This is a genomic window from Mycobacterium sp. NPDC050551 (genome assembly GCF_040674075.1).
Lineage (GTDB): Bacteria > Actinomycetota > Actinomycetes > Mycobacteriales > Mycobacteriaceae > Mycobacterium.
The window spans coordinates 214,019-234,194 of record NZ_JBFARC010000005.1; the positions used below are offsets into that span (position 1 = coordinate 214,019).

At 69.4% G+C, this 20,176-nt stretch carries 18 protein-coding genes and 1 pseudogene; 7 read left to right on the forward strand and 12 right to left on the reverse strand.

Annotation, left to right across the window (positions count from 1 at the left end):
• Together AB0K11_RS20900 and AB0K11_RS20905 are read right to left on the reverse strand one after the other, a co-directional pair.
• On the reverse strand, positions 1–438 hold the full coding sequence (locus AB0K11_RS20900) for an SRPBCC family protein (RefSeq protein ID WP_364981150.1): 438 nt from the start codon (positions 436–438) through the stop codon (positions 1–3).
• A gap of 67 nt (positions 439–505) precedes the next feature.
• Entirely contained in the window at positions 506–898 is a 393-nt protein-coding gene (locus AB0K11_RS20905; RefSeq protein WP_364981153.1) for a polyketide cyclase / dehydrase and lipid transport, read from the reverse strand.
• A gap of 96 nt (positions 899–994) precedes the next feature.
• Here AB0K11_RS20905 and AB0K11_RS20910 point away from each other — a divergent pair, with 96 nt between their 5' ends.
• The gene (locus tag AB0K11_RS20910) at positions 995–2,794 is read left to right on the forward strand and encodes a long-chain fatty acid--CoA ligase (protein WP_364981156.1); all 1,800 of its coding nucleotides are present in this window, start codon (positions 995–997) and stop codon (positions 2,792–2,794) included.
• Here AB0K11_RS20910 and AB0K11_RS20915 read toward each other — a convergent pair.
• The 4 genes from AB0K11_RS20915 to AB0K11_RS20930 form a co-directional block, all read right to left on the reverse strand.
• Positions 2,791–3,918 (reverse strand): glycosyltransferase family 4 protein, encoded by a 1,128-nt coding sequence (locus tag AB0K11_RS20915; protein WP_364981159.1) that lies wholly within the window; start codon positions 3,916–3,918, stop codon positions 2,791–2,793. The two genes, AB0K11_RS20910 and AB0K11_RS20915, sit on opposite strands and share 4 nt — an antisense overlap.
• A complete protein-coding gene (locus AB0K11_RS20920) occupies positions 3,915–4,691 on the reverse strand; it encodes a peptidase (RefSeq protein ID WP_364981857.1) in 777 nt (258 codons plus the stop codon). The genes AB0K11_RS20915 and AB0K11_RS20920 overlap by 4 nt, the downstream gene beginning before the upstream one ends.
• An 80-nt stretch (positions 4,692–4,771) precedes the next feature.
• Positions 4,772–5,884, reverse strand: coding sequence for a peptidoglycan hydrolase RipC (gene ripC, locus AB0K11_RS20925; RefSeq protein ID WP_364981162.1), 1,113 nt, complete (start codon positions 5,882–5,884; stop codon positions 4,772–4,774).
• A 153-nt stretch (positions 5,885–6,037) separates the two neighbouring features.
• Entirely contained in the window at positions 6,038–6,292 is a 255-nt protein-coding gene (locus tag AB0K11_RS20930; protein ID WP_364981860.1) for a hypothetical protein, read from the reverse strand.
• A 155-nt stretch (positions 6,293–6,447) separates the two neighbouring features.
• On the opposite strand from AB0K11_RS20930, the pseudogene AB0K11_RS20935 reads away from it, so the two are divergent.
• Positions 6,448–8,229: pseudogene (locus AB0K11_RS20935) on the forward strand (DEDD exonuclease domain-containing protein); the annotation flags it as partial.
• Here the strand turns inward: AB0K11_RS20935 and trpD are convergent.
• Positions 8,167–9,261, reverse strand: coding sequence for an anthranilate phosphoribosyltransferase (trpD, locus tag AB0K11_RS20940; RefSeq protein WP_364981165.1), 1,095 nt, complete (start codon positions 9,259–9,261; stop codon positions 8,167–8,169). The pseudogene AB0K11_RS20935 and the gene trpD sit on opposite strands and share 63 nt — an antisense overlap.
• Positions 9,262–9,328: 67 nt before the next feature.
• Between trpD and AB0K11_RS20945 the strand changes: the two genes are divergently transcribed.
• Genes AB0K11_RS20945 through AB0K11_RS20960 form a run of 4 tightly spaced genes read left to right on the forward strand, consistent with a single transcriptional unit; the run spans position 9,329 to position 13,708 of the window.
• A complete protein-coding gene (locus AB0K11_RS20945) occupies positions 9,329–9,940 on the forward strand; it encodes a heme-copper oxidase subunit III (RefSeq protein ID WP_364981168.1) in 612 nt (203 codons plus the stop codon).
• A gap of 23 nt (positions 9,941–9,963) precedes the next feature.
• Entirely contained in the window at positions 9,964–10,785 is an 822-nt protein-coding gene (locus AB0K11_RS20950; protein WP_364981863.1) for a cytochrome c, read from the forward strand.
• Entirely contained in the window at positions 10,782–12,032 is a 1,251-nt protein-coding gene (locus AB0K11_RS20955) for a ubiquinol-cytochrome c reductase iron-sulfur subunit (protein ID WP_364981171.1), read from the forward strand. The genes AB0K11_RS20950 and AB0K11_RS20955 overlap by 4 nt, the downstream gene beginning before the upstream one ends.
• On the forward strand, positions 12,029–13,708 hold the full coding sequence (locus tag AB0K11_RS20960) for a cytochrome bc complex cytochrome b subunit (protein ID WP_364981174.1): 1,680 nt from the start codon (positions 12,029–12,031) through the stop codon (positions 13,706–13,708). Before AB0K11_RS20955 ends, AB0K11_RS20960 begins: the two co-directional genes overlap by 4 nt.
• A gap of 94 nt (positions 13,709–13,802) precedes the next feature.
• On the opposite strand, the gene AB0K11_RS20965 is transcribed toward AB0K11_RS20960, so the two are convergent.
• The 4 genes from AB0K11_RS20965 to AB0K11_RS20980 all read right to left on the reverse strand — a co-directional run bounded on the left by AB0K11_RS20965 (position 13,803) and on the right by AB0K11_RS20980 (position 17,004).
• A complete protein-coding gene (locus AB0K11_RS20965; RefSeq protein ID WP_364981177.1) occupies positions 13,803–14,486 on the reverse strand; it encodes a DUF2561 family protein in 684 nt (227 codons plus the stop codon).
• Entirely contained in the window at positions 14,486–15,400 is a 915-nt protein-coding gene (locus AB0K11_RS20970; protein ID WP_364981180.1) for an MmpS family transport accessory protein, read from the reverse strand. Before AB0K11_RS20970 ends, AB0K11_RS20965 begins: the two co-directional genes overlap by 1 nt.
• Before the next feature lie 183 nt (positions 15,401–15,583).
• The gene (locus AB0K11_RS20975) at positions 15,584–16,003 is read right to left on the reverse strand and encodes a cytochrome c oxidase subunit 4 (RefSeq protein WP_302916718.1); all 420 of its coding nucleotides are present in this window, start codon (positions 16,001–16,003) and stop codon (positions 15,584–15,586) included.
• 8 nt (positions 16,004–16,011) lie between these two features.
• On the reverse strand, positions 16,012–17,004 hold the full coding sequence (locus AB0K11_RS20980) for a cytochrome c oxidase subunit II (protein WP_364981866.1): 993 nt from the start codon (positions 17,002–17,004) through the stop codon (positions 16,012–16,014).
• Between the two features lie 176 nt (positions 17,005–17,180).
• On the opposite strand from AB0K11_RS20980, the gene asnB reads away from it, so the two are divergent.
• Entirely contained in the window at positions 17,181–19,124 is a 1,944-nt protein-coding gene (gene asnB / locus AB0K11_RS20985) for an asparagine synthase (glutamine-hydrolyzing) (RefSeq protein WP_364981868.1), read from the forward strand.
• Here the strand turns inward: asnB and AB0K11_RS20990 are convergent.
• Positions 19,121–20,098: a carbohydrate kinase family protein gene (locus AB0K11_RS20990; RefSeq protein WP_364981184.1), complete on the reverse strand. Its 978-nt coding sequence runs from the start codon at positions 20,096–20,098 to the stop codon at positions 19,121–19,123. The genes asnB and AB0K11_RS20990 overlap by 4 nt on opposite strands.
• Positions 20,099–20,176: the final 78 nt, after the last annotated feature.

Here is a 20,176-nt window from a genome sequence, read left to right on the forward strand (position 1 = left end):
TCAGTCAGCCTCGACTCGTTTCTTGAGGTCCTTCAACGCGGTGTCGGTGAGCCTGCGTTCGGCCTTGCGCTTGAGCAGACCGATCATCGGGATCACCAGGTCGACCGACAGTTCATAGGTGACGTCGGTGCCGGAACCCTTGGGCGTCAACCGGTATGCGCCCTGCAGCGCCTTGAGCAACGAACTGGACACCAGCGTCCATGTCACCGACTTGCGGTCGGCGGGCCATTCGTAGGCCAGCACCATGGTGTCCTTGAGCACGGCCGCGTCGAGCACCAGCCGGGCGGTCTTCGGATTGCCCTTCGCGTCGGCCTCGAGGACCTCGGCCTCCTTGTACTCGGCAACCCAGTCCGGATACGAGCCGATGTCGGCGATCACGTCCATCACCGTCGTCGGATCGGCATCGATGTAGATCGTCTGTGCCGTTCTGTCCGCCACCTGCACCCCTCCTCGGCACGAAATCTACCCCGACCACCCCGCGCCAACCGCACGGCCGGGACGAGGACTATGACGTCAGCCGGGGCAGCCCCACCGGCCGGGACGCCTCGAGCGTCTGTTTGACCTCGAACGCCATCTTCTTACCGGCCACGCGGCGTTGATGATTGAGCTTGGCCAGATTCATCCGGGCCAGTTGCCACGCCGCGACTCCCGCCGGTTCGGCGTGCACGAAGTAGTGCAGGATGGCCCCGTCCAGCGCGGGCTCCAGCCACACCTCCATGGTCCCGGTCAGAGCGCCCGTCACGGTCCAGCGATGGCCCTGCGGGCCGCGGTCCTCGACGACGGTGAGCCGCAGATCCGGCCACCAGCGCCGCCACGCCGCCGGGTCGGCGACGGCGCGGCCCACGTCGGCCGGGTCGGCAGCCACGAACGTCTCGTCCGCGATCTGGATGCTGTTCATCGCCTCCAAGCTTCACATATGCTCCTTCGCCGGGTCGGGTCGGCCGACTAGGCTGAGGCGGCACATCAGCAAGCCGAGAGCCGGGAGGCCAGCACCGTGCGCGAGTTCAGCGTTCCCGCCGATTTCACCGTCGACGAACACGACAGCGTCGTCGGCGTCGCGTTCGCCCACGAGCGCGACGATCCGGACCACGTCATCTTCAGCCGCCTCGTCGACGGCACGTGGGAGGACGTCACCTGCGCTGCGGCCGCCGACCAGATCCGTTCCACCGCCCTGGGTCTGATCGCCAAGGGGATCAAGCCCGGCGACCGGGTGGCACTGCTCTCGGCGACCCGGTACGAGTGGACGATCATCGACCTGGCCATCCTGGCCGCCGGCGCGGTCACAGTGCCGATCTACGAGACCTCCTCGGCCGAGCAGGTGCGGCACGTGCTGTCGGATTCCGGCGCCGTGGCGGTGTTCGCCGAGACCGACGCGCACGCGGACAAGATCGACCAGTTCGCCGGCGAGCTGTCCGATCTGCGCACGGTGCTGCGCATCGAGGGCGCCGAACCCGCGCTGCCCGCGCTGGCGGAGGCCGCCGCGTCGGTGGACGCCAAGGAACTCTCCGACCGGCTCGCGGCGATCTCCTCTGCCGACCCGGCCACGCTGATCTACACCTCGGGCACCACCGGCCGGCCCAAGGGCTGCCAGCTGACCCACGCCAACCTGCTCTACGAGATCCGCGGTGCCAGAGCATGTTTCCCCGATCAGCTCGCCAAGGGCGAACGCATGCTGGTGTTCCTGCCGCTGGCCCACGTGCTGGCACGGGCGATCACGATCGCCGCGTTCACGAGCAAGGTGACACTCGGCTTCACCAGCGACATCAAGAACCTGGTGCCGCTGTTCGGCGTGTTCAAGCCGACGCTGGTGGTGTCGGTGCCGCGGGTGTTCGAGAAGGTGTACAACACCGCGGAGCAGAACGCCCGCAGCGACGGCAAGGGCCGGATCTTCGACATCGCGGCCGACACGGCGATCGAGTGGAGCAAGGCCGCCGACAAGGGCGGGCCGGGGCTGGTGTTGCGCGCCAAGCATGCGGTGTTCGACCGGCTGGTCTACGGCAAGCTGCGGGCCGCCCTCGGCGGGGACTGCCGCGCCGCGATCTCCGGCGGTGCCCCCCTCGGCGCCCGGCTCGGCCACTTCTACCGTGGCGTCGGCCTGACCATCTACGAGGGTTACGGCCTCACCGAGACCAGTGCGGCGATCACCGTCAACCGGGTCGGCGACATCAAGATCGGCTCGGTCGGGAAGTTGTTGCCCGGCAACAGCATGCGCCTGGGCGACGATGACGAGCTGCTGGTCAAGGGCGGCGTCGTGTTCAGCGGCTACTGGAACAATCAGGAGGAGACCGACAAGGTCTTCTCCGACGGCTGGTTCCACACCGGTGATCTCGGCGCCATCGACGAGGACGGATTCCTGACGATCGTCGGGCGCAAGAAGGAGATCATCGTCACCGCGGGCGGCAAGAACGTCGCGCCTGCGGTACTCGAGGACCAGCTTCGCGCGCATCCGCTGATCAGTCAGGCGATGGCGGTCGGGGACGCCAAGCCGTTCGTCGGTGCGCTGATCACCATCGACCAGGAGGCCTTCGACGGCTGGAAGGGCCGCAACGGCAAGGACAGCGGCGCCTCCGTCGGCGATCTCACCGAAGACCCGGACCTCGTCGCCGAGATCGACCTCGCGGTGAAAGAGGCCAACCAGGCGGTGTCCAAGGCGGAGGCGATCCGCAAGTTCCGCATCTTGTCCGTCGACTTCACCGAGGACACCGGCGAGCTGACCCCGACGCTCAAGGTCAAGCGCAAGGTGGTGGCGGAGAAGTTCGCCACCGACATCGAGGCGCTGTACGGGTCCGGTTAGAGCAGTCCGGCCAGCCGTCGGCCCTGGGTGTGCCACTGCCACTGGTCGACCACCCAGGCGCGGCCCGCAGCTCCCATCGCGGCGGCCCGGACCGGGTCGGCCAGCAGGTCGCTGACCGCGGTGGCGATCGCGGGCACGTCGCGGCCGTCGACCACCGTTCCGGTCTGGCCGTCCCGCACCGTCTCCGGGGCGCCGCCGGACCGCCCGGCGACCACGGGGACGCCGGTCGCCGAGGCCTCCAGGTAGACGATTCCCAGCCCTTCCACGTCGAGGCCCGCACCGCGGGTGCGGCACGGCATCGCGAAGACGTCGGCCATCGCATGGTGGGCCGGCAGTTCGGCGGCGGGCACACCGCCGGTGAACACGACGTGGTCGGCGACTCCATGCCGGACGGCCAACTGCTCGAGGGCCTCCCGGTGCGGGCCGCCACCGACGACCACCAGCGCCGCTCCCGGAACGCGCCGCCGCACCTCGGGCAGCGCCCGGATCAGCATGTCCTGGCCCTTGCGGGGTACCAGCCGCGACAGACAGACCACCACGGGCCGGTCACCCAACCCGTAGCGGGTCCGGAGTTCGGCACGAGCGGCCGAATCGGGTGCGAACCGGTCGGTGTCCACGCCCGGCGGGAGGTGCTCGAGCGCGGCCGCGGGCCCGAACGCCGAGGCGAACCGTCCCCTGGTGTACCGGCTGACGTAGGTCACCACGTCGGTGCCGTCCCCGATGCGGCGCAACGCCGTTCGGGCCAGCGGCAGCATGGACCAGCCCACCTCGTGACCGTGGGTGCTGGCCAGTACGCGGTCCGCGCCTGCCCGCCGCGCCAGCGGTGCGAGCAACGCCAGCGGCGCCGCGGCGCCGAACCATACCGTCTCGATGTCGTGGCGCCGGATCAGCGCAGCCATCCTGGCGGCCACCGTCGGCTCGGGCAGCATCAGCGTGGTGGGATGCCGGACCACCTCGTACCCGGCCGCGCGGTCGTAGTCCGCAGATCCCGACCACGTCGGCGCGTACACCGTCAGCGCGTGTGAACCGGACGCCACCAGTTGACCCACCAGTGCCTCGAGGTATGCCTGGATCCCGCCGCTGCGGGGCGGGAAATCGTTGGTGACCAGCAGGACTCGGGTCATTGCCCTTGCCACGCCCGCCAGCCGGCCTCCACCTCGGGCAGGTCCAGCCCGAGGGTGTCGCGCACCGCTGTCGCGACGTCGGGATGTCCGGGGCCGCAGGCACGCAGGTACAGCGCGCGCAACGCCGCCGTGCCGTGACTGTCGGCGACGTAGCGGCTGAACAGCCATGCCCGGTCGTAGGCCAGCGACCGCACCGTTCCTGCGGTGTCCAGGTCGGCGTCGGTGGGCAGTCGCGCGGGCATGCCGGCGCCGGGCGGAGGCGCCGGGGCGGGGCGCGCCACGTAGTCGGCGACTCCCTCGGTGAGCCAGCGCGGCGCGTCGGCAGCGGTGTCGGCCCGCGCCGCGTAGTGGAACAGCTCGTGACGCAGCACGATCCGCAGCGCCGGGGTGGTCATCGCGGCCGCACCGGGCGCGAACAGGATCCGGTCGGCGGTGGTGACGGCGGCGATGTCGGTGGTGGGGGCGCCGGGGGTCGGTGCGGCGAGCGCGGCGAACTGCGCGTCGGAGCTCGCGACGGCCACCACGATGTCGCGTCGCCAGTCCGGACCCCAGAACGCCGTCACCGCGTCGGCCGCAGGCCCGAGTTCATCGGCGATGCGGCGGGTCAGGGCGGCACTGCGGTCACTGCCGACGGCGATCAGCGTGGCGGTACGACCGCCGGTCAGCGCAAGGCTTGTCGCGGCCGGCACGGATGCGGGGGCGGCGGGCGCGGGCGCGGCGGTCTGCGGCGCGGTCGGCGTCGCGGACCGGTCGAGGAGCAGCAGCGCGCACATCAGTTCGGCCAGCAGCACGGAGAGCAGCAGGCGTTTCGCGGACACGGGAGCCCTGACCGGGCCGGTTACGACGCCCGGCCTCAGTACCGGCGGACGTTGTAGATCGGCGCGTTGTCCACCGGGGCGACGCGCACCGGTGTGCCGTAGGTGGAGGCGTGCACCATCTGTCCGCCGCCGATGTAGATGCCGACGTGCGAGGCGTCCGAGTAGTACGTCACCAGGTCGCCGGGCTGCATCTGATCCATCGACACGGCCTGACCGCCGCGGGCCAGCGCCTGGCTGGAGTGCGGCAGCGAGATGCCTGCCTGCTGGAAGGACCACATGACCAGGCCTGAGCAGTCGAACGCGCTCGGGCCGGAACCGCCCCACGAGTAGGGCGAGCCGATCCGGCTCAGCGCCGCCTGCACCGCGACGGCGCCCTGGCCGCCCGCAGGCGGGGCGAGGTCGCCGGGCGGGATGGCGCCGGGAGGGGCGGCAACCACGGCGGGGTCGTTCGGCGGCAGCGCAGCCGGAGGCGGCGGCACGGGCGCGGGCGGTGCGGCGGCGAGCGCTTCGCGTTGCCCGGGGGTCAGCGCCTCGTACTGCGATTTGACGATTGCGATCTGGACCTGCAGCTGACTTTGCTTGTTCTGCAGGTCAGCGCGCACTGCGGCGGCCTGTTCGGCGGCGGTCTTGGCCGCTGCGGCGGACTCCGCCGACGCCTGTTGGGCGGTGGCGGCCTGCTCGCTGATGGCCTTGAAGTTCTTCATCTGGGCCGACATCTCGGTGGCCACCACGCGCTGCACCGAGAGCTGGTCGATGAACTGCTGCGGCGAGTTCGCCGTGAGGATGGCGCTCATACCGTCGGTGCGGCCACCCATGTACTGCGCTGCAGCAACGTGGTTGACGGCGCCCTGAAAGTTAGCCAGCTGCTTCTCGGCGGCGTCCGTGGCGGCGACGTCGGCGGTGTGCTTCGCCTCGGCCGTCTGCTGAGCAGCCAGCTTGTCCTTGAGATCCAGCTGCGCGGCGTGCATCGCCTCGGTGGTCTGTTCGGCCTGCCTGGACAGCTCGGTGAGCTTTGCCAGTGCGTCAGAGGCAGGGTCGGCCTGCACACTCGAGGTCAGCGCGGCGGCGAACAGTGTCACACCGATGGTTGCACCGGCAAGAAGTCGTGTGACAGCACGGTTTCTCCAGTGCGCGCGGGTGAGCCTCAAGATTTTTGCGTCCTTAAACTGGCGTAACGAGCCGCCTCGAACTGCTCTCAGGTCTCAGATAGGTTACGAAACGGCATCGGGCTTGTCCAACAGAAGACGCAAATTTAACAGCTGTCATGGGAATTTTTCGGCGCCCGCTGGGGATGCGTGTCGTCAGGCAACGCCGGAATCTGTTTGCCGGTGAATCGGAACCAGGCGCAGTCGCGGCGCGAGTCCCGCGTCGGCCAGCACTTCCAGGGCGCGGCGTTCGTCCATCAGCAACGTGTCGGGCACCCCGAGCAGCACACTCACGACACAGTCCTGGCATCCGGGTCCGCGCACCGCGCAGTCGTCGCAGTCGATCACCACCGTGCCGTCCGGCTCGGATCGGTCGGCGGATCTGTCGGACGCGGATCTGTCGGGAACCAAGGGGCCGTCGGGAACCAAGGGTTGTCCCATCGTGGGCCCTCCTCTCTGGGGTGTTGTCGGCACGGTATCGACGCCCACCGACAAGCCCCGACGAGCTCCCCGGGCCTGCGCGTGGCAACCGCCGGTTGTCGGTGCGAGTGCCTACCTTGACGGCCATGGGGCAGCTCAGCTTCGCCGACGTCGATCCGCAGGCTGACCTGACGCTGCGGGAGACCACGTTCGTGGTGGTCGACCTGGAGACCACGGGCGGCCGGGCCGCGGGCGACAACTGCGACATGATCACCGAGATCGGCGCGGTCAAGGTGCGCGGCGGCGTGGTGCTCGGCGAGCTGGCCACCCTGGTCGACCCCGGCCGCGCGATACCGCCCCAGATCGTCGCGCTGACCGGCATCACCTCGGCGATGGTGTACGCGGCGCCCCGCATCGACTCCGTGCTGCCCGCCTTCCTCGAGTTCGCCCGCGGGGCGGTGCTCGTCGCTCACAACGCCGGCTTCGACACCGGGTTCCTGCGGGCGGCCGCCGAACGCTGTGGCCTGGCCTGGCCGCGGCCGCCGGTGTTGTGCACGGTGAAGCTGGCGCGCCGGGTGCTGACCCGCGACGAGGCGCCGAGCGTCAAGCTGTCCGCCCTGGCCCGGCTGTTCGGCGCCGCCACCACCCCCACCCACCGCGCACTCGACGACGCACGCGCCACCGTCGACGTCCTGCACGCGCTGATCGAGCGCGTCGGCAATCAGGGCATCCACACCTACGCCGACCTGAAGGCGTACCTGCCCGACGTCACACCCGCGCAGCGGCGCAACCGCGCGCTGGCCGCCCCACTGCCGCACCGGCCGGGCGTGTACCTGTTCCGCGGGCCGGGCGGCGAGGTGCTCTACGTGGGCACCGCGGTGGACCTGCGCCGCCGCGTCGGCCAGTACTTCAACGGGGCCGATCCGCGCACCCGGATGAAGGAGATGGCGTCGCTGGCCACCGCCGTCGACCACGTCGAGTGCGCCCACGAACTCGAGGCCGGGGTCCGCGAGCTGCGGTTGCTCGCCGCGCACGCGCCGCCCTACAACCGGCGGTCGAAGTTCCCGCACCGGTGGTGGTGGCTGGTGCTCACCGACGAGGCGTTCCCGCGGTTCTCGGTGGTGCGATCACCCCGGACCGATTGCGCCGTAGGACCTTTCCGGTCCCGCGCCGACGCCGCCGAGACCGCGGATCTGCTGTCGCGGTTCACCGGTGTGCGCACCTGCACCGCCCGGTTGGCCCGCTCCGCGCTGCACGGTCCGTCGTGCCCGGAGCGGGAACTGTCCCCCTGCCCGGCGCCGCGCGACCTCTCGGCGGCCGACTACGCCGCCACCCCCCGCCGCGCCGCCGACGTGATCGCCGGTCGCGACAGCACGCCGCTGGCGGCGATGCTGGCCCATCTCAGCGGGCTGGCCGCCGCGGGTCGCTACGAGATCGCCGCCCGGCTCCGCGACCACGCCGCGGCGGCGATCGAGGTGCTGTGGCGGGGGCAGCGGCTGCACGCGCTGGCCGCGCAGTCCGAACTCGTCGCCGCCCGCGCCGACGGCAGTGGGGGCTGGCATCTCGCCGTGGTCCGGCACGGCAGGCTCGCCGCAGCGGGCTGCGCGGCACCCGGAGTGCCGCCCATGCCCGTCGTGGAGGCGCTGGGGGCAGCCGCTCAGGTGGTGCTGCCCGCCGAGGCCCCGCTGGGCGGCGCACTGGTCGAGGAGACCGCTCTGATCACCCGCTGGCTGGCGCAGCCAGGCGTGCGCATCGTGCGCTGCGATCCGGGGTGGGCGTCGGCGGCGGGGTCGGCGGGGCGATGGGCGGCCTGGGCCGCGTCGGCACGGTCGGCGCGGATCGCCGCCGAGCAGGCCCTCGACGGCTCAGAGCTGCTGAGTGAACCGCACCCAACGCGCGAGCAGCTGTTCGGCCGCCCCGGAGTCGATGGCCTCACAGGCGCGCGCCAGCCCCGTCTCCCAGGCGGGCACCCACTTGGCGTCGCTGGCTAGGCCGGCATGGGCCACCATCGCGCCTGCGGCGTTGAGCACCACGGCGTCGCGCACCGGACCGGTGGCGCCGGCCAGCACCGACCGCACCGACGCGGCGTTCGCCTCGGCATCCCCGCCGACCAGCTCGGAGAGCTCCGCACGTTTGAAGCCGAACGCCATCGGGTCGAAGGTCAGCCGTTCGACCATGCCTGCCTGCACCCGCCAGATGGTGCTGGTGGTCGTCGTGGTCAGCTCGTCGAGGCCGTCGTCGCCGTGCACCACCAGCACGCTGGAGCGCCGGGTGGCGAACACCCCTGCCATCACCTCGGCGAGGTCGGCCCACGCACAGCCGATCAGACCGGCCCGCGGACCGGCCGGATTCGTCAGTGGGCCAAGCAGATTGAACACCGTCGGGACGCCGATCTCGCGGCGCACCACGGAGGCGTGCCGGTAAGACGGATGGAACTGCGGCGCGAAGGCGAAGCCGATGCCGACCTCGGCGACGCTGCGCGCGACGTCGTCGGGGCCGAGGTCGATGCGCACCCCGAGCGCCTCCAGCGTGTCCGCCCCACCCGACAGCGACGACGCCGCCCGGTTGCCGTGCTTGATCACCGGGACCCCGCTGGCGGCCACCACGATCGCGGCCATGGTGGACAGGTTGACGGTGTTGGACCCGTCTCCCCCGGTGCCCACCACATCGACGCTGTCGGTGCCGATCTCGTCGGTGGGCACGCGACGCGCGTGCTTGAGCATCGTGTCCGCCAGTTCGGTCACTTCGGCCGATGTGGGACGCTTCATCTTCATCGACACGCCGAAGCCGGCGATCTGTGCCGGAGTGGCCGCTCCCGTCATGATCTGGTCCATCGCCCAGGCGGCGTGGCCCGACGGGAGGGCCTGACCAGTGGTCAAGCGGCCCAGGACCTGCGGCCAGGTGGGCGCGCCTGCGGAATCGGGGGACGGCGGACGCGAAGACGGCTCGGGAGTGACCACCCCGAGATTATGACGAATTGCTCGACCCGGGTGGAGTTCAACAACTACAAAGCGTCATACTTCATGTGTGACGAGCGCTGTAGGCACCTCGGGAACCGCCATCACGTCCCGCGTGCATTCGCTGAATCGGCCGAACATGGTCAGTGTCGGCACCATCGTCTGGCTGTCCAGCGAACTCATGTTCTTTGCTGGCCTGTTCGCGATGTACTTCACTGCGCGCGCGCAGGCGGGTGGCGACTGGCCGCCGGAGCCCACCGAGCTGAACCTGATGCTCGCGGTGCCCGTGACGCTGGTCCTGATCGCCTCGTCGTTCACCTGCCAGATGGGCGTCTTCGCCGCCGAGCGCGGCGACGTGTTCGGGCTGCGGCGGTGGTACCTGCTGACCTTCGCGATGGGCCTGTTCTTCGTCCTCGGCCAGGGCTACGAATACCTGCACCTGGTCCACGAGGGCACCACCATCCCGGGCAGCGCCTACGGCACGGTGTTCTACCTGGCCACCGGCTTCCACGGGCTGCACGTCATCGGCGGGCTGGTCGCCTTCATCTTCCTGCTCGCCCGCACCACGATGAGCAAGTTCACCCCGGCGCAGGCCACCGCGGCGATCGTCGTGTCCTACTACTGGCACTTCGTCGACATCGTGTGGATCGCCCTGTTCGCCGTCATCTACTTCGTCCGATGAGCGAGAACTCGCGTCCTGCGCCGATGAGAAGGGGTTCGATGACCACCAAGTCCCGCCGCCGGTTGCGACGGCGTCTGTCGGCAGCACTGCTGCTGCTGACCGGACTCGGCGTCGCGGGTGGCGTCGCCGCAACGCTGACTCCGACGCCGCAGGTGGCGGTCGCCGACGAGTCGCAGTCGGCGCTGCTGCGCACCGGTAAGCAGCTCTTCGAGACCTCGTGCGTGAGCTGCCACGGCGCCAACCTGCAGGGCGTGGCCGACCGCGGACCCAGCCTGATCGGCACCGGCGAGGCGGCGGTGTACTTCCAGGTCTCCACCGGCCGCATGCCGGCGATGCGCGGCGAGGCCCAGGCCCCCGACAAGCCGCCCAACTTCGACGAGCAGCAGATCGACGCGCTGGGCGCCTACGTGCAGGCGACCGGCGGCGGCCCCGTCGTGCCCCGTGACGAGAACGGCCAGATCGCCTCGCAGTCCCTGATCGGCGACGACGTCGCCCGTGGTGGCGACCTGTTCCGCCTCAACTGCGCGTCGTGCCACAACTTCACCGGCAAGGGCGGCGCACTGTCGTCGGGCAAGTACGCCCCCGACCTGGGCGACGCCACCGAGTCGCAGATCTACTCGGCGATGCTGACCGGCCCGCAGAACATGCCCAAGTTCTCCGACCGCCAGCTCTCGCCCGAGGAGAAGCGCGACATCGTCGCCTACGTCCGGGAGTCGGCCGAGACGCCGAACCCGGGCGGCTACGGCCTCGGCGGCTTCGGCCCCGCGCCGGAGGGCATGGCGGCCTGGATCATCGGCATGGTGGCCGTCATCGCTGCGGCCCTCTGGATCGGAGCACGGGCATGACCGAGCGCGGAGCCGACGGCGACCCCCGCCGCGACGGCGACCCGGAAGACACCCCCAAGGGCACCGACGCCCCGGGCCACGCGGGCGTGCCCGGCCAGCCCACCGACGCCGAACTCGCCGAGATGACCCGCGAGGAACTCGTCGAGCTGGGTGGTCGCATCGACGGCGTCGAGACCATCTACAAGGAGCCGCGCTGGCCGGTGCCGGGCACCCGGGCCGAGAAGCGGGCCGAGCGCACCGTCGCGAACTGGCTTCTGCTCGGCGGTTTCTCAGGCCTCGCGCTGCTGGTGGTCTTCCTCTTCTGGCCGTGGGAGTACCAGCCCTACGGGTCGGCGGGTGAGTTCATGTACTCGTTGGCCACGCCGCTCTACGGCGTCACGTTCGGCCTGTCCGTGCTGGCCATCGGCGTCGGCGCGGTGCTGTTCCAGAAGAAGTTCATCCCCGAGGAGATCTCGGTCCAGGAACGCCACGACGGGCGCTCCGCGGAGATCCAGCGCAAGACCGCAGCGGCCAACCTGACCGACGCGCTCGAGGGCTCGACGATCAAGCGCCGCAAGCTGATCGTGATGTCGCTGGGCGTCGGCATGGGCGCCTTCGGGCTCGGCACGCTGGTGGCGTTCCTCGGCGGCCTGATCAAGAACCCGTGGAAGCCGGTGGTCCCCACCGCCGAGGGCATGAAGGCCGTGCTGTGGACATCCGGGTGGACGCCTCGTTTCCGTGGCGAAACGATCTTCCTGGCGCGGGCGACCGGTGAGGTCGGCTCCTCCCCGTTCGTCAAGATGCGGCCCGAGGACCTCGACGCCGGCGGCATGGAGACCGTCTACCCGTGGCGCGAGTCCGACGGTGACGGCACCACGGTCGAGTCCGAGCACCACCTCGTCGAGATCTCGATGGGCGTGCGCAACCCGGTGATGCTGATCCGTCTGCGGCCCGGTGACATGGCCAAGGTGGTCAAGCGAAAGAACCAGGAGAGCTTCAACTTCGGTGAGTTCTTCGCCTACACCAAGGTGTGCTCGCACCTGGGTTGCCCGGCGTCGCTCTACGAGCAGCAGACGAACCGGATCCTGTGCCCGTGCCACCAGTCGCAGTTCGACGCCCTGCACTTCGCGAAGCCGATCTTCGGCCCCGCCGCGCGTGCGTTGGCGCAGCTGCCCATCACCATTGACCAGGACGGCTACCTCGTCGCCAACGGCGACTTCATCGAGCCAGTCGGGCCGGCCTTCTGGGAACGGAGGACAAAGTCATGAGTTCCAAACTCGCGGCGCAGGGTGATGCGATCGACTCGCGTTACCACCCGTCCGCGGCGGTGCGGCGACAGCTCAACAAGGTCTTCCCCACCCACTGGTCGTTCCTGCTCGGCGAGATCGCGCTGTACAGCTTCCTCGTCCTGTTGCTGACCGGGGTGTGGCTGACGCTGTTCTTCGACCCGTCAATGGCACACGTCACCTATGACGGCGTCTACCAGCCACTGCGCGGTGTGGGGATGTCGCGGGCGTACGAGACCGCCCTGGACATCACGTTCGAGATCCGCGGCGGGCTGTTCGTCCGTCAGGTTCACCACTGGGCGGCGCTGCTGTTCGCCGCGTCGATCATGGTCCACCTCGCCCGCATCTTCTTCACCGGCGCGTTCCGCCGGCCCCGCGAGGCGAACTGGGTGATCGGCAGCCTGCTGCTGATCCTGGCCATGTTCGAGGGCTTCTTCGGTTACTCGCTGCCCGACGACCTGCTGTCGGGCACCGGCATCCGCGCCGCGCTGTCGGGCATCACGATGGGCATCCCGGTGGTCGGCACCTGGATGCACTGGGCGCTCTTCGGCGGCGACTTCCCCGGCGACATCCTCATCCCCCGCCTGTATGCGCTGCACATCCTGCTGATCCCCGGGATCATCCTGGCGCTGATCGGCGTGCACCTGGCGCTGGTCTGGTTCCAGAAGCACACCCAGTTCCCCGGCCCCGGTCGCACCGAGACCAACGTGGTCGGTGTTCGGGTCATGCCGGTCTTCGCGGTGAAGTCCGGCGCGTTCTTCGCCGTCACCGTCGGCATCCTGGGCCTGATGGGTGGGCTGCTGCAGATCAACCCGATCTGGCAATTGGGACCGTACAAACCGTCCCAGGTGTCGGCGGGCAGCCAGCCGGACTTCTACATGATGTGGACCGACGGGCTGATCCGTATCTGGCCGGCGTGGGAGTTCTACATCGGCAATTACACGATCCCGCAAGGTGTCTGGGTCGCCGTCCTGATGGGTGCGGTGTTCGGCCTGCTGTCGGTCTATCCATTCCTGGAGAAGAAGTTCTCCGGTGACACCGCCCACCACAACCTGCTGCAGCGGCCGCGGGACGCCCCGGTGCGCACCGCGCTGGGCGCGATGGCCATCTCGATCTACATTCTGCTGACCTTCGCCTGCATGAACGACATCATCGCGCTGAAGTTCCACATCTCGCTCAACGCGACGACGTGGATCGCCCGTATCGGCCTGGTGATCCTGCCGGCGATCGTCTACTACATCACCTACCGGTGGGCGATCGCACTGCAGCGCAGTGACCGCGAGGTGCTCGAGCACGGCATCGAGACGGGCATCATCAAGCGCCTGCCGCACGGTGCCTACATCGAGCTGCACCAGCCGCTGGGGCCGGTCGACGATCACGGCCATCCTCTCGCGCTGGAGTACCAGGGTGCGGCCCTGCCCAAGCGGATGAACAAGCTGGGTCTGGCCGGTTCGCCGGGCAGCGGCAGCTTCCTGCGTGCGGACCCGACGGTCGAGAACGAGGCGATCACCGAGGCAGCCCATGCTTCCGAGCGCAAGGCGATCACAGCGCTCAAGGAGCACCAGGACCGCAACGGATCGACCAACGGCCACACCAATGGTCATTCGAACGGTCACTCCAACGGTTCGTCCAACGGGCACACCAACGGTCACCACTGACGTGTCCTGACAAGCACTGAGCCCGGTCGCCGGATGTCGAGGCGGCCGGGCTCAGTGCTGTCGGTGGCCCAGTGCTGTCAGTGAAGACCCGCAATCAGCGGGTGTTCACCAGCCCGCGCAGTTCACGCAGGTAGTACACCGGGATCACCGGCGACGCGAGGGTGACAACCGCGGCGATGCCGTAGCTCACCCACGCCAACGTGTCGCTGTCAGAGGCCATCAGGTAGGTGGCGGCGCCGATCGCGGCGGTCGCCACGCCCAACGCACACGCGACCGTCAGCGCGAAGCGCAGGTACACCTGGTCGACGGCGGCGGCGGGGAACCCCGGCTCGAGCCGGTGGGGCGCCACAGCGGACACGTAGCCGGGCGTACGGACGCTGGGGTCCGGCGGTGGGCCGAACATCCGCAGCTTGCCGGTGGGCGTCTCGATCCCGCGGGGCGGGACGGCGGGCGCGGTCCGGCTGTCCTCGACGCGGCGGGGTCGCACCGGTGCCGGCGCCGGGCCCTCGAGTGCGGTGCGGCGGGCCCGCAGCAGCAGCGGGATCGCGCCGATGATCACGAGCGCGGACATCACGATCACCGTGTAGAGCAACCACGGGGTGCCGGACCCGTCTCCGGAGTCCTGCTGTGTGCGACCGAGATCGACCAGAGCGACGATGGCGGCCACCGTGGCGCCGAGGGCGATCAGCCAGATCACCGCGCACGCGGCGAGCAGGATGCGGTCCAGGTTGTCGGTGGACCCGTCGTCGCGGCGCGGGTCGATGTCGGCGTATGTCATCAGCAGCTCGTCTGGGGTGAATTACCGGAGTTCGACGACAGCACCTGACCGTCGCTCGTCGTGATCGAGCAGTTGAGTCTGCTGAGCAGCAGCAGGCTCGACGCCTGAACCGAGCCCACCTCGGACTGGGAAATCGGCGTCACGGTGAACGACCACGGGATGTAGACGTTGCGCAGCGTGCGGCTGCGCCCAGCGGCGTCGATGTAGGTGATCGAGATGATGTCGCCCGGAGCCTTGGTCCCGGTGACCGAGTAGGTGACCTGACGCGGGCCCGCGGGCGTCGTCGTGGTGGGCGGGGGCGGCGGCGCCTCGCTGGAGGCCGGTGGTGGCGGCGGGGGCGGCGGCGCCTCGCTCGCGGGCGGCGGAGGAGGCGGCGGCTCGGTGACGGTGATGGTCTCCGGCGGCGGAGGCGGAGGCGGGGTGCTGCTCGGCGGCGGAGGCGGCGGCGGCGTCGTCGTGGTGATCTCGTCCTGCACGGCAGGCCCGGACGTGGTGGTGCTGGTGTCCGGTGAGGCGAGGTCGTCGGGATCGTCGCTGGTGACCAGTACGGACACCGACACCACGAGCGCGACAGCAGCGATGATCGCGGTGACGCCAACCACCCACGGCCAGCGCGGCGGCGACGTCGCGACGGCCTGATCGACGACGGGGTCGTAGCTGTCGTAGTCGTAGAGCGCGGCGTCGGCGGGCACGTAGGGGCCGCTGGTGAACTGCTCGGACTCGGGCGCGGAGTACGCCTGCGAGTAGGCCTCCGTCTGACCGGTCGGGATCGGGACGTCGGCCGCGGAATCGATGCCGGGGTCGGCTTGGGCGACCTCTTCGGTGTTCTCCTCGGGTGCGGAGTGCCTGCCGCGCTCCTGCTCCGGTTCTTCCGATCCCGGAGAGTCCGGCCCTGGGGGATTCGGCCCGCTCATCTACGCCTATCCTTCTCGACTGCATCACCGGCGCAGCCTCGTCCTGCCTCACTCGGCTGTGTTCGCCTCGGCAACACTAACGCAACCCTGCGGAGAGGACGGATGGCGCGACGCGGGTCGGGGATCAAGTGACGCCTGGATTGTGACCTTGATCCTGCGCAGTGGATCCGCACCTGCGGCCCGTCAGTGCTTCTCGGGACCCCAGTGGTATTCGAAGACGAGTCCGGCCGCGGACACCAGCACGAAGACCACGCCGGCGACCAGCAGCCAGGGCAGCCACAGCGCGGTGCCCACGGCGGCCGTCGAGAACGACAGTGCGATCAGGATCGGCCACCAGCTGTGCGGAGCGTAGAACCCGAGCTCGCCGGCACCGTCGCTGATCTCGGCGTCCTCGTAGTCCTCGGGACGGGTGTCGAGACGGCGCGCCACGAACCGGAAGAAGGTGCCGGTGATCAGCGTCAGGCCGGTGGTCAGCACCAGCGCGGTGGTACCGGCCCACTCGACGCCGCCGTTGGCGAACATGGCGGTCAGCACGCCGTACACCACCGCGGACAGCGCGAAGAACGCGGTGAGGAACTCGAACAGCCTGGCTTCGATATGCATGGTTCGTCCTACCTGCTCGCCTGGGGCGCCATCTGCCCGCGCCGGGTGTCGAACGGCTTGGTGGTGACCGCGGTGGGCGCCTGGTTGATCGCGATGAGCGCCTCGGCGTTCGTCCGGCCGGCGCCCCGCTGCTGCAGGTAGGCCTTGAAGTCGTTGGGCTCGACGACCCGCACCTCGAAGTTCATCATCGAGTGATAGGTGCCGCACATCTCGGTGCAGCGGCCCACGAACTCGCCCGTCTGCAGGATCTCGCTGATCTGGAACGTCTTGTCCGAGTTGTTGGCCTCCGGGTTCGGCATAACGTCACGCTTGAACAGGAACTCCGGCACCCAGAAGCCGTGGATGACGTCGGCCGAAGCGATCTGGAACTCGATGCGCTTGCCCTTGGGCAGCACCAGGATCGGGATCTCCTCGGTGGTGCCCAGCGTCTCGATCTTGTCGTAGTTGAGGTACGTCCGGTCCTCGGGGTTCTTACCTGCAATCGCGCCCTGCTCGGGGCCGTGCTCGGCACCCTCGGAGCCCTCCTCGCCGACGGCCTCGGCACTGCCGGGCGCCGAGGCCATGGCCTCTTTGCGCTCCGGATCCGCGCCGTCGTAGGTGAAGGAGCCGTCGGTGAAGGCGATCTTCTGGTAGCCGAACTTCCAGTTCCACTGGAAGGCGGTGACGTCGATGACGACCTCGGGATTCGGTTCCTCGTGCAACATCCGCTCCTGGACGACCACGGTGAAGTAGAACAGCACCGAGATGATGAGGAACGGCACCACGGTCAGCACCAGTTCCAGCGGCATGTTGTAGCCGAACTGGCGGGGCAGTTCGGTGTCGGTGGCCTTCTTGCGGTGGAAGGCGCTGGCCCAGAAGATCAGGGCCCAGACGATGACGCCGACGACCAGCGAGGCGATCACCGAACCGATCCACAGTTCGCGGTTCAGATGGGCCTCGGGAGTGATGCCCTTGGGCCAGCCCAGACCGAGCACCTCAGACCAGCTGCAGCCGGTCAGCATCAGCGATGTCGCACCCAGGATCAGTGCCAAAGCCGCTGTCCGTGCCACCACCTTCGGCCTGCGAGGTGTCACGTCGGCGCCTCCTATGAGTCGATGAAGCCAGGCGAATACTACGCAGCGTAGACCACGCCCACCGGGGGAGGCGAAGCGACTCGGGAATGACGCATACTGGCGCGGTGTGCGGACTGCTGGCGCTGCTGTGTGACCCCTCTGAAGAGGTCTCCCCCGCACTGGTCGAGGCGGTGTCGGGGGCATCGCACCTCATGCGGCACCGCGGCCCGGACGAGCCGGGAACCTGGTCGGACCGCGATGTGGTGCTGGGCTTCAACCGGCTGTCGATCATCGACATCGCGCACAGCCACCAGCCGCTGCGCTGGGGCCCCGCCGACTCGCCGGACCGCTACGTGCTGGTGTTCAACGGCGAGATCTACAACTACCTGGAACTGCGCGAGGCACTGCATGCCGAGCACGGCGCGGAGTTCCACACCGACGGGGACGGCGAGGCGATCATCGCCGCCTACCACCACTGGGGCGCGGCGGCGCTGTCCCGGTTGCGCGGCATGTTCGCCTTCGCGCTGTGGGACACCGTCGAGCGGGAGTTGTTCTGCGCGCGGGATCCGTTCGGCATCAAGCCGCTGTTCGTCGCGACCGGCCCCGGCGGCACCGCTGTCGCCAGCGAGAAGAAGTGCCTGACCGAGCTGGCCGAGCCGCTGGGTCTGGACATGTCGATCGACGAACGGGCCGTCCAGCACTACACCGTGCTGCAGTACGTGCCCGAGCCCGAGACGCTGCACCGGGGTGTGCGCCGCCTGGAGTCGGGCAGTCATCTACGCCTTCGGCCGGGCGGCACACCCGAGGTGGCGCGTTACTTCACCCCGCGGTTCGACGCCGTGCCGTTCACCTCCGGTTCCGGGCCGGGTGGTGAGCAGGCCCGCTACGACGAGATCACCGCGGTGCTCGAGGACTCGGTGGCCAAGCACATGCGCGCCGACGTGACCGTCGGGGCGTTCCTGTCGGGCGGTATCGACTCCACCGCGATCGCGGCGCTGGCGATGCGGCACAACCCGCGGCTGATCACTTTCACCACGGGGTTCGAGCGCGAGGGGTTCTCCGAGGTCGACGTCGCGGTCGCATCGGCCGAGGCGATCGGCGCCCGGCACGTCACCAAGGTGGTCAGCCAGGCGGAATTCGTCGCGGCACTGCCCGAGATCGTCTGGTACCTCGACGAACCGGTGGCCGATCCGGCGCTGGTGCCACTGTTCTTCATCGCGCGCGAGGCGCGCAAACACGTCAAGGTGGTGCTGTCCGGCGAGGGTGCCGACGAGTTGTTCGGTGGTTACACGATCTACCGTGAACCCTTGTCGCTCAAGCCTTTCAACTACCTGCCGCGTCCCGTCCGGCGGTCGCTGGGCCGGGCGTCGCGGCCGCTGCCGGAGGGGATGCGCGGCAAGAGTCTGCTGCACCGCGGCTCACTCACCCTCGAGGAGCGCTACTACGGCAACGCCCGCAGCTTCTCCGACGCACAGCTTCGCGCCGTGCTTCCGGGTTTCCGCCCCGATTGGACCCACACCGACGTGACCGCCCCGATCTACGCCTCGTCGGCCGGCTGGGATCCGGTGGCCCGCATGCAGCACATCGACCTGTTCACCTGGTTGCGCGGCGACATCCTCGTCAAGGCCGACAAGATGACCATGGCCAATTCGCTCGAGCTGCGTGTGCCGTTCCTCGACCCCGAGGTGTTCGCCGTGGCCGCCAGGCTGCCGTTCGAGCAGAAGATCACCAGGGCCACCACGAAGTTCGCGCTGCGCCGCGCGCTGGAGTCGGTGATCCCGCCGCACGTGCTGAACCGGCCGAAGCTGGGGTTCCCGGTGCCGATCCGGCACTGGTTGCGCGCCGGCGAACTGCTCGACTGGGCGTATGCGACGGTCGCCTCGTCACAGGCGGACGAGCTCGTCGACCTCGCGGCGGTCCGGTCGATGCTCGACGAACACCGGCTCGGCACAACCGATCACAGCCGGCGGCTGTGGACGGTGCTGATCTTCATGCTGTGGCACGCGATCTTCGTCGAGCACAGCGTCACCCCGCGGATCAGCGAACCGCACTACCCGGTGCAGCTCTAGCCGCCGAGCGCCTCGGCGATCTCCGCGCCCGCTTCGGCCCCGTAGGCGTCGGCGAGGCGCGCCATCCCGGCGTCCTTGGCCCACGTCCACTCCTGCGGTCCCGGCGCCTCCAGCACCAGGGTGGCCACCAGCGACGCCAACTGCGCCGACCGCTCGAGGCTCAGCCCGGCGGCGCGTCCGGTGAGGAAGCCGGCGCGGAAGGCGTCCCCGATGCCGGTCGGGTCGTCGCGGTGCGTCTCGGGCACCACGTCGACGTGGATGAAGGTGCCGTCGCGGCCGACGATGTCGACGCCCTTCTCCCCCAGCGTGGTGATCCGCAGCTGGATCTGCTGCATCACCTCCGCTTCCGACCAGCCGGACTTCTGCAGCAGCAGGTCCCATTCGTAGTCGTTGGTGAACAGGTAGGTCGCGCCGTCGATCAGCGCGCGGATCTCGTCGCCCGACAGCCGGGCGAGCTGCTGGCTGGGATCCGCGGCGAACGCAAGGCCCAGCGTGCGGCACTCCTCGGTGAGCTGGAACATCGCCGCGGGATCGTTGGCGCCGATGATCACCAGTTCCGGTGTGCCGACCCGGGAGACGACGTCGGCGAGCTTGATGTTGCTCGACTCCGACATGGCGCCCGGATAGAACGACGCCAGCTGCGCCATGTCCTCGTCGGTGGTGCAGACGAAGCGCGCGGTGTACGCGGTCTCGGAGACCAGCACGCTGTCACAGTTCACGCCGTGCGCGGTGAGCCAGTTGCGGTAGTCGTCGAAGTCCTTGCCCACGGCGCCGACCAGTGTCGGTGACCCGCCCAGCAGGCCCATCGCGTACGCCATGTTGCCTGCGACGCCACCGCGGTGGATGACCAGGTCGTCGACCAGGAAGCTCAGCGACACCTTCTGCAGGTGTTCGGCGAGCAGTTGCTCGGCGAACTTCCCCGGAAAGCGCATCAGATGGTCGGTTGCGATCGATCCGGTCACCGCAATGGTCACGAAGCGTCACCCTTCATTCGTTAACTTGGCTATCTAAGTCTAGCGAGCCGCTCGGCTCGGCTGGCAGGCACCGACGTG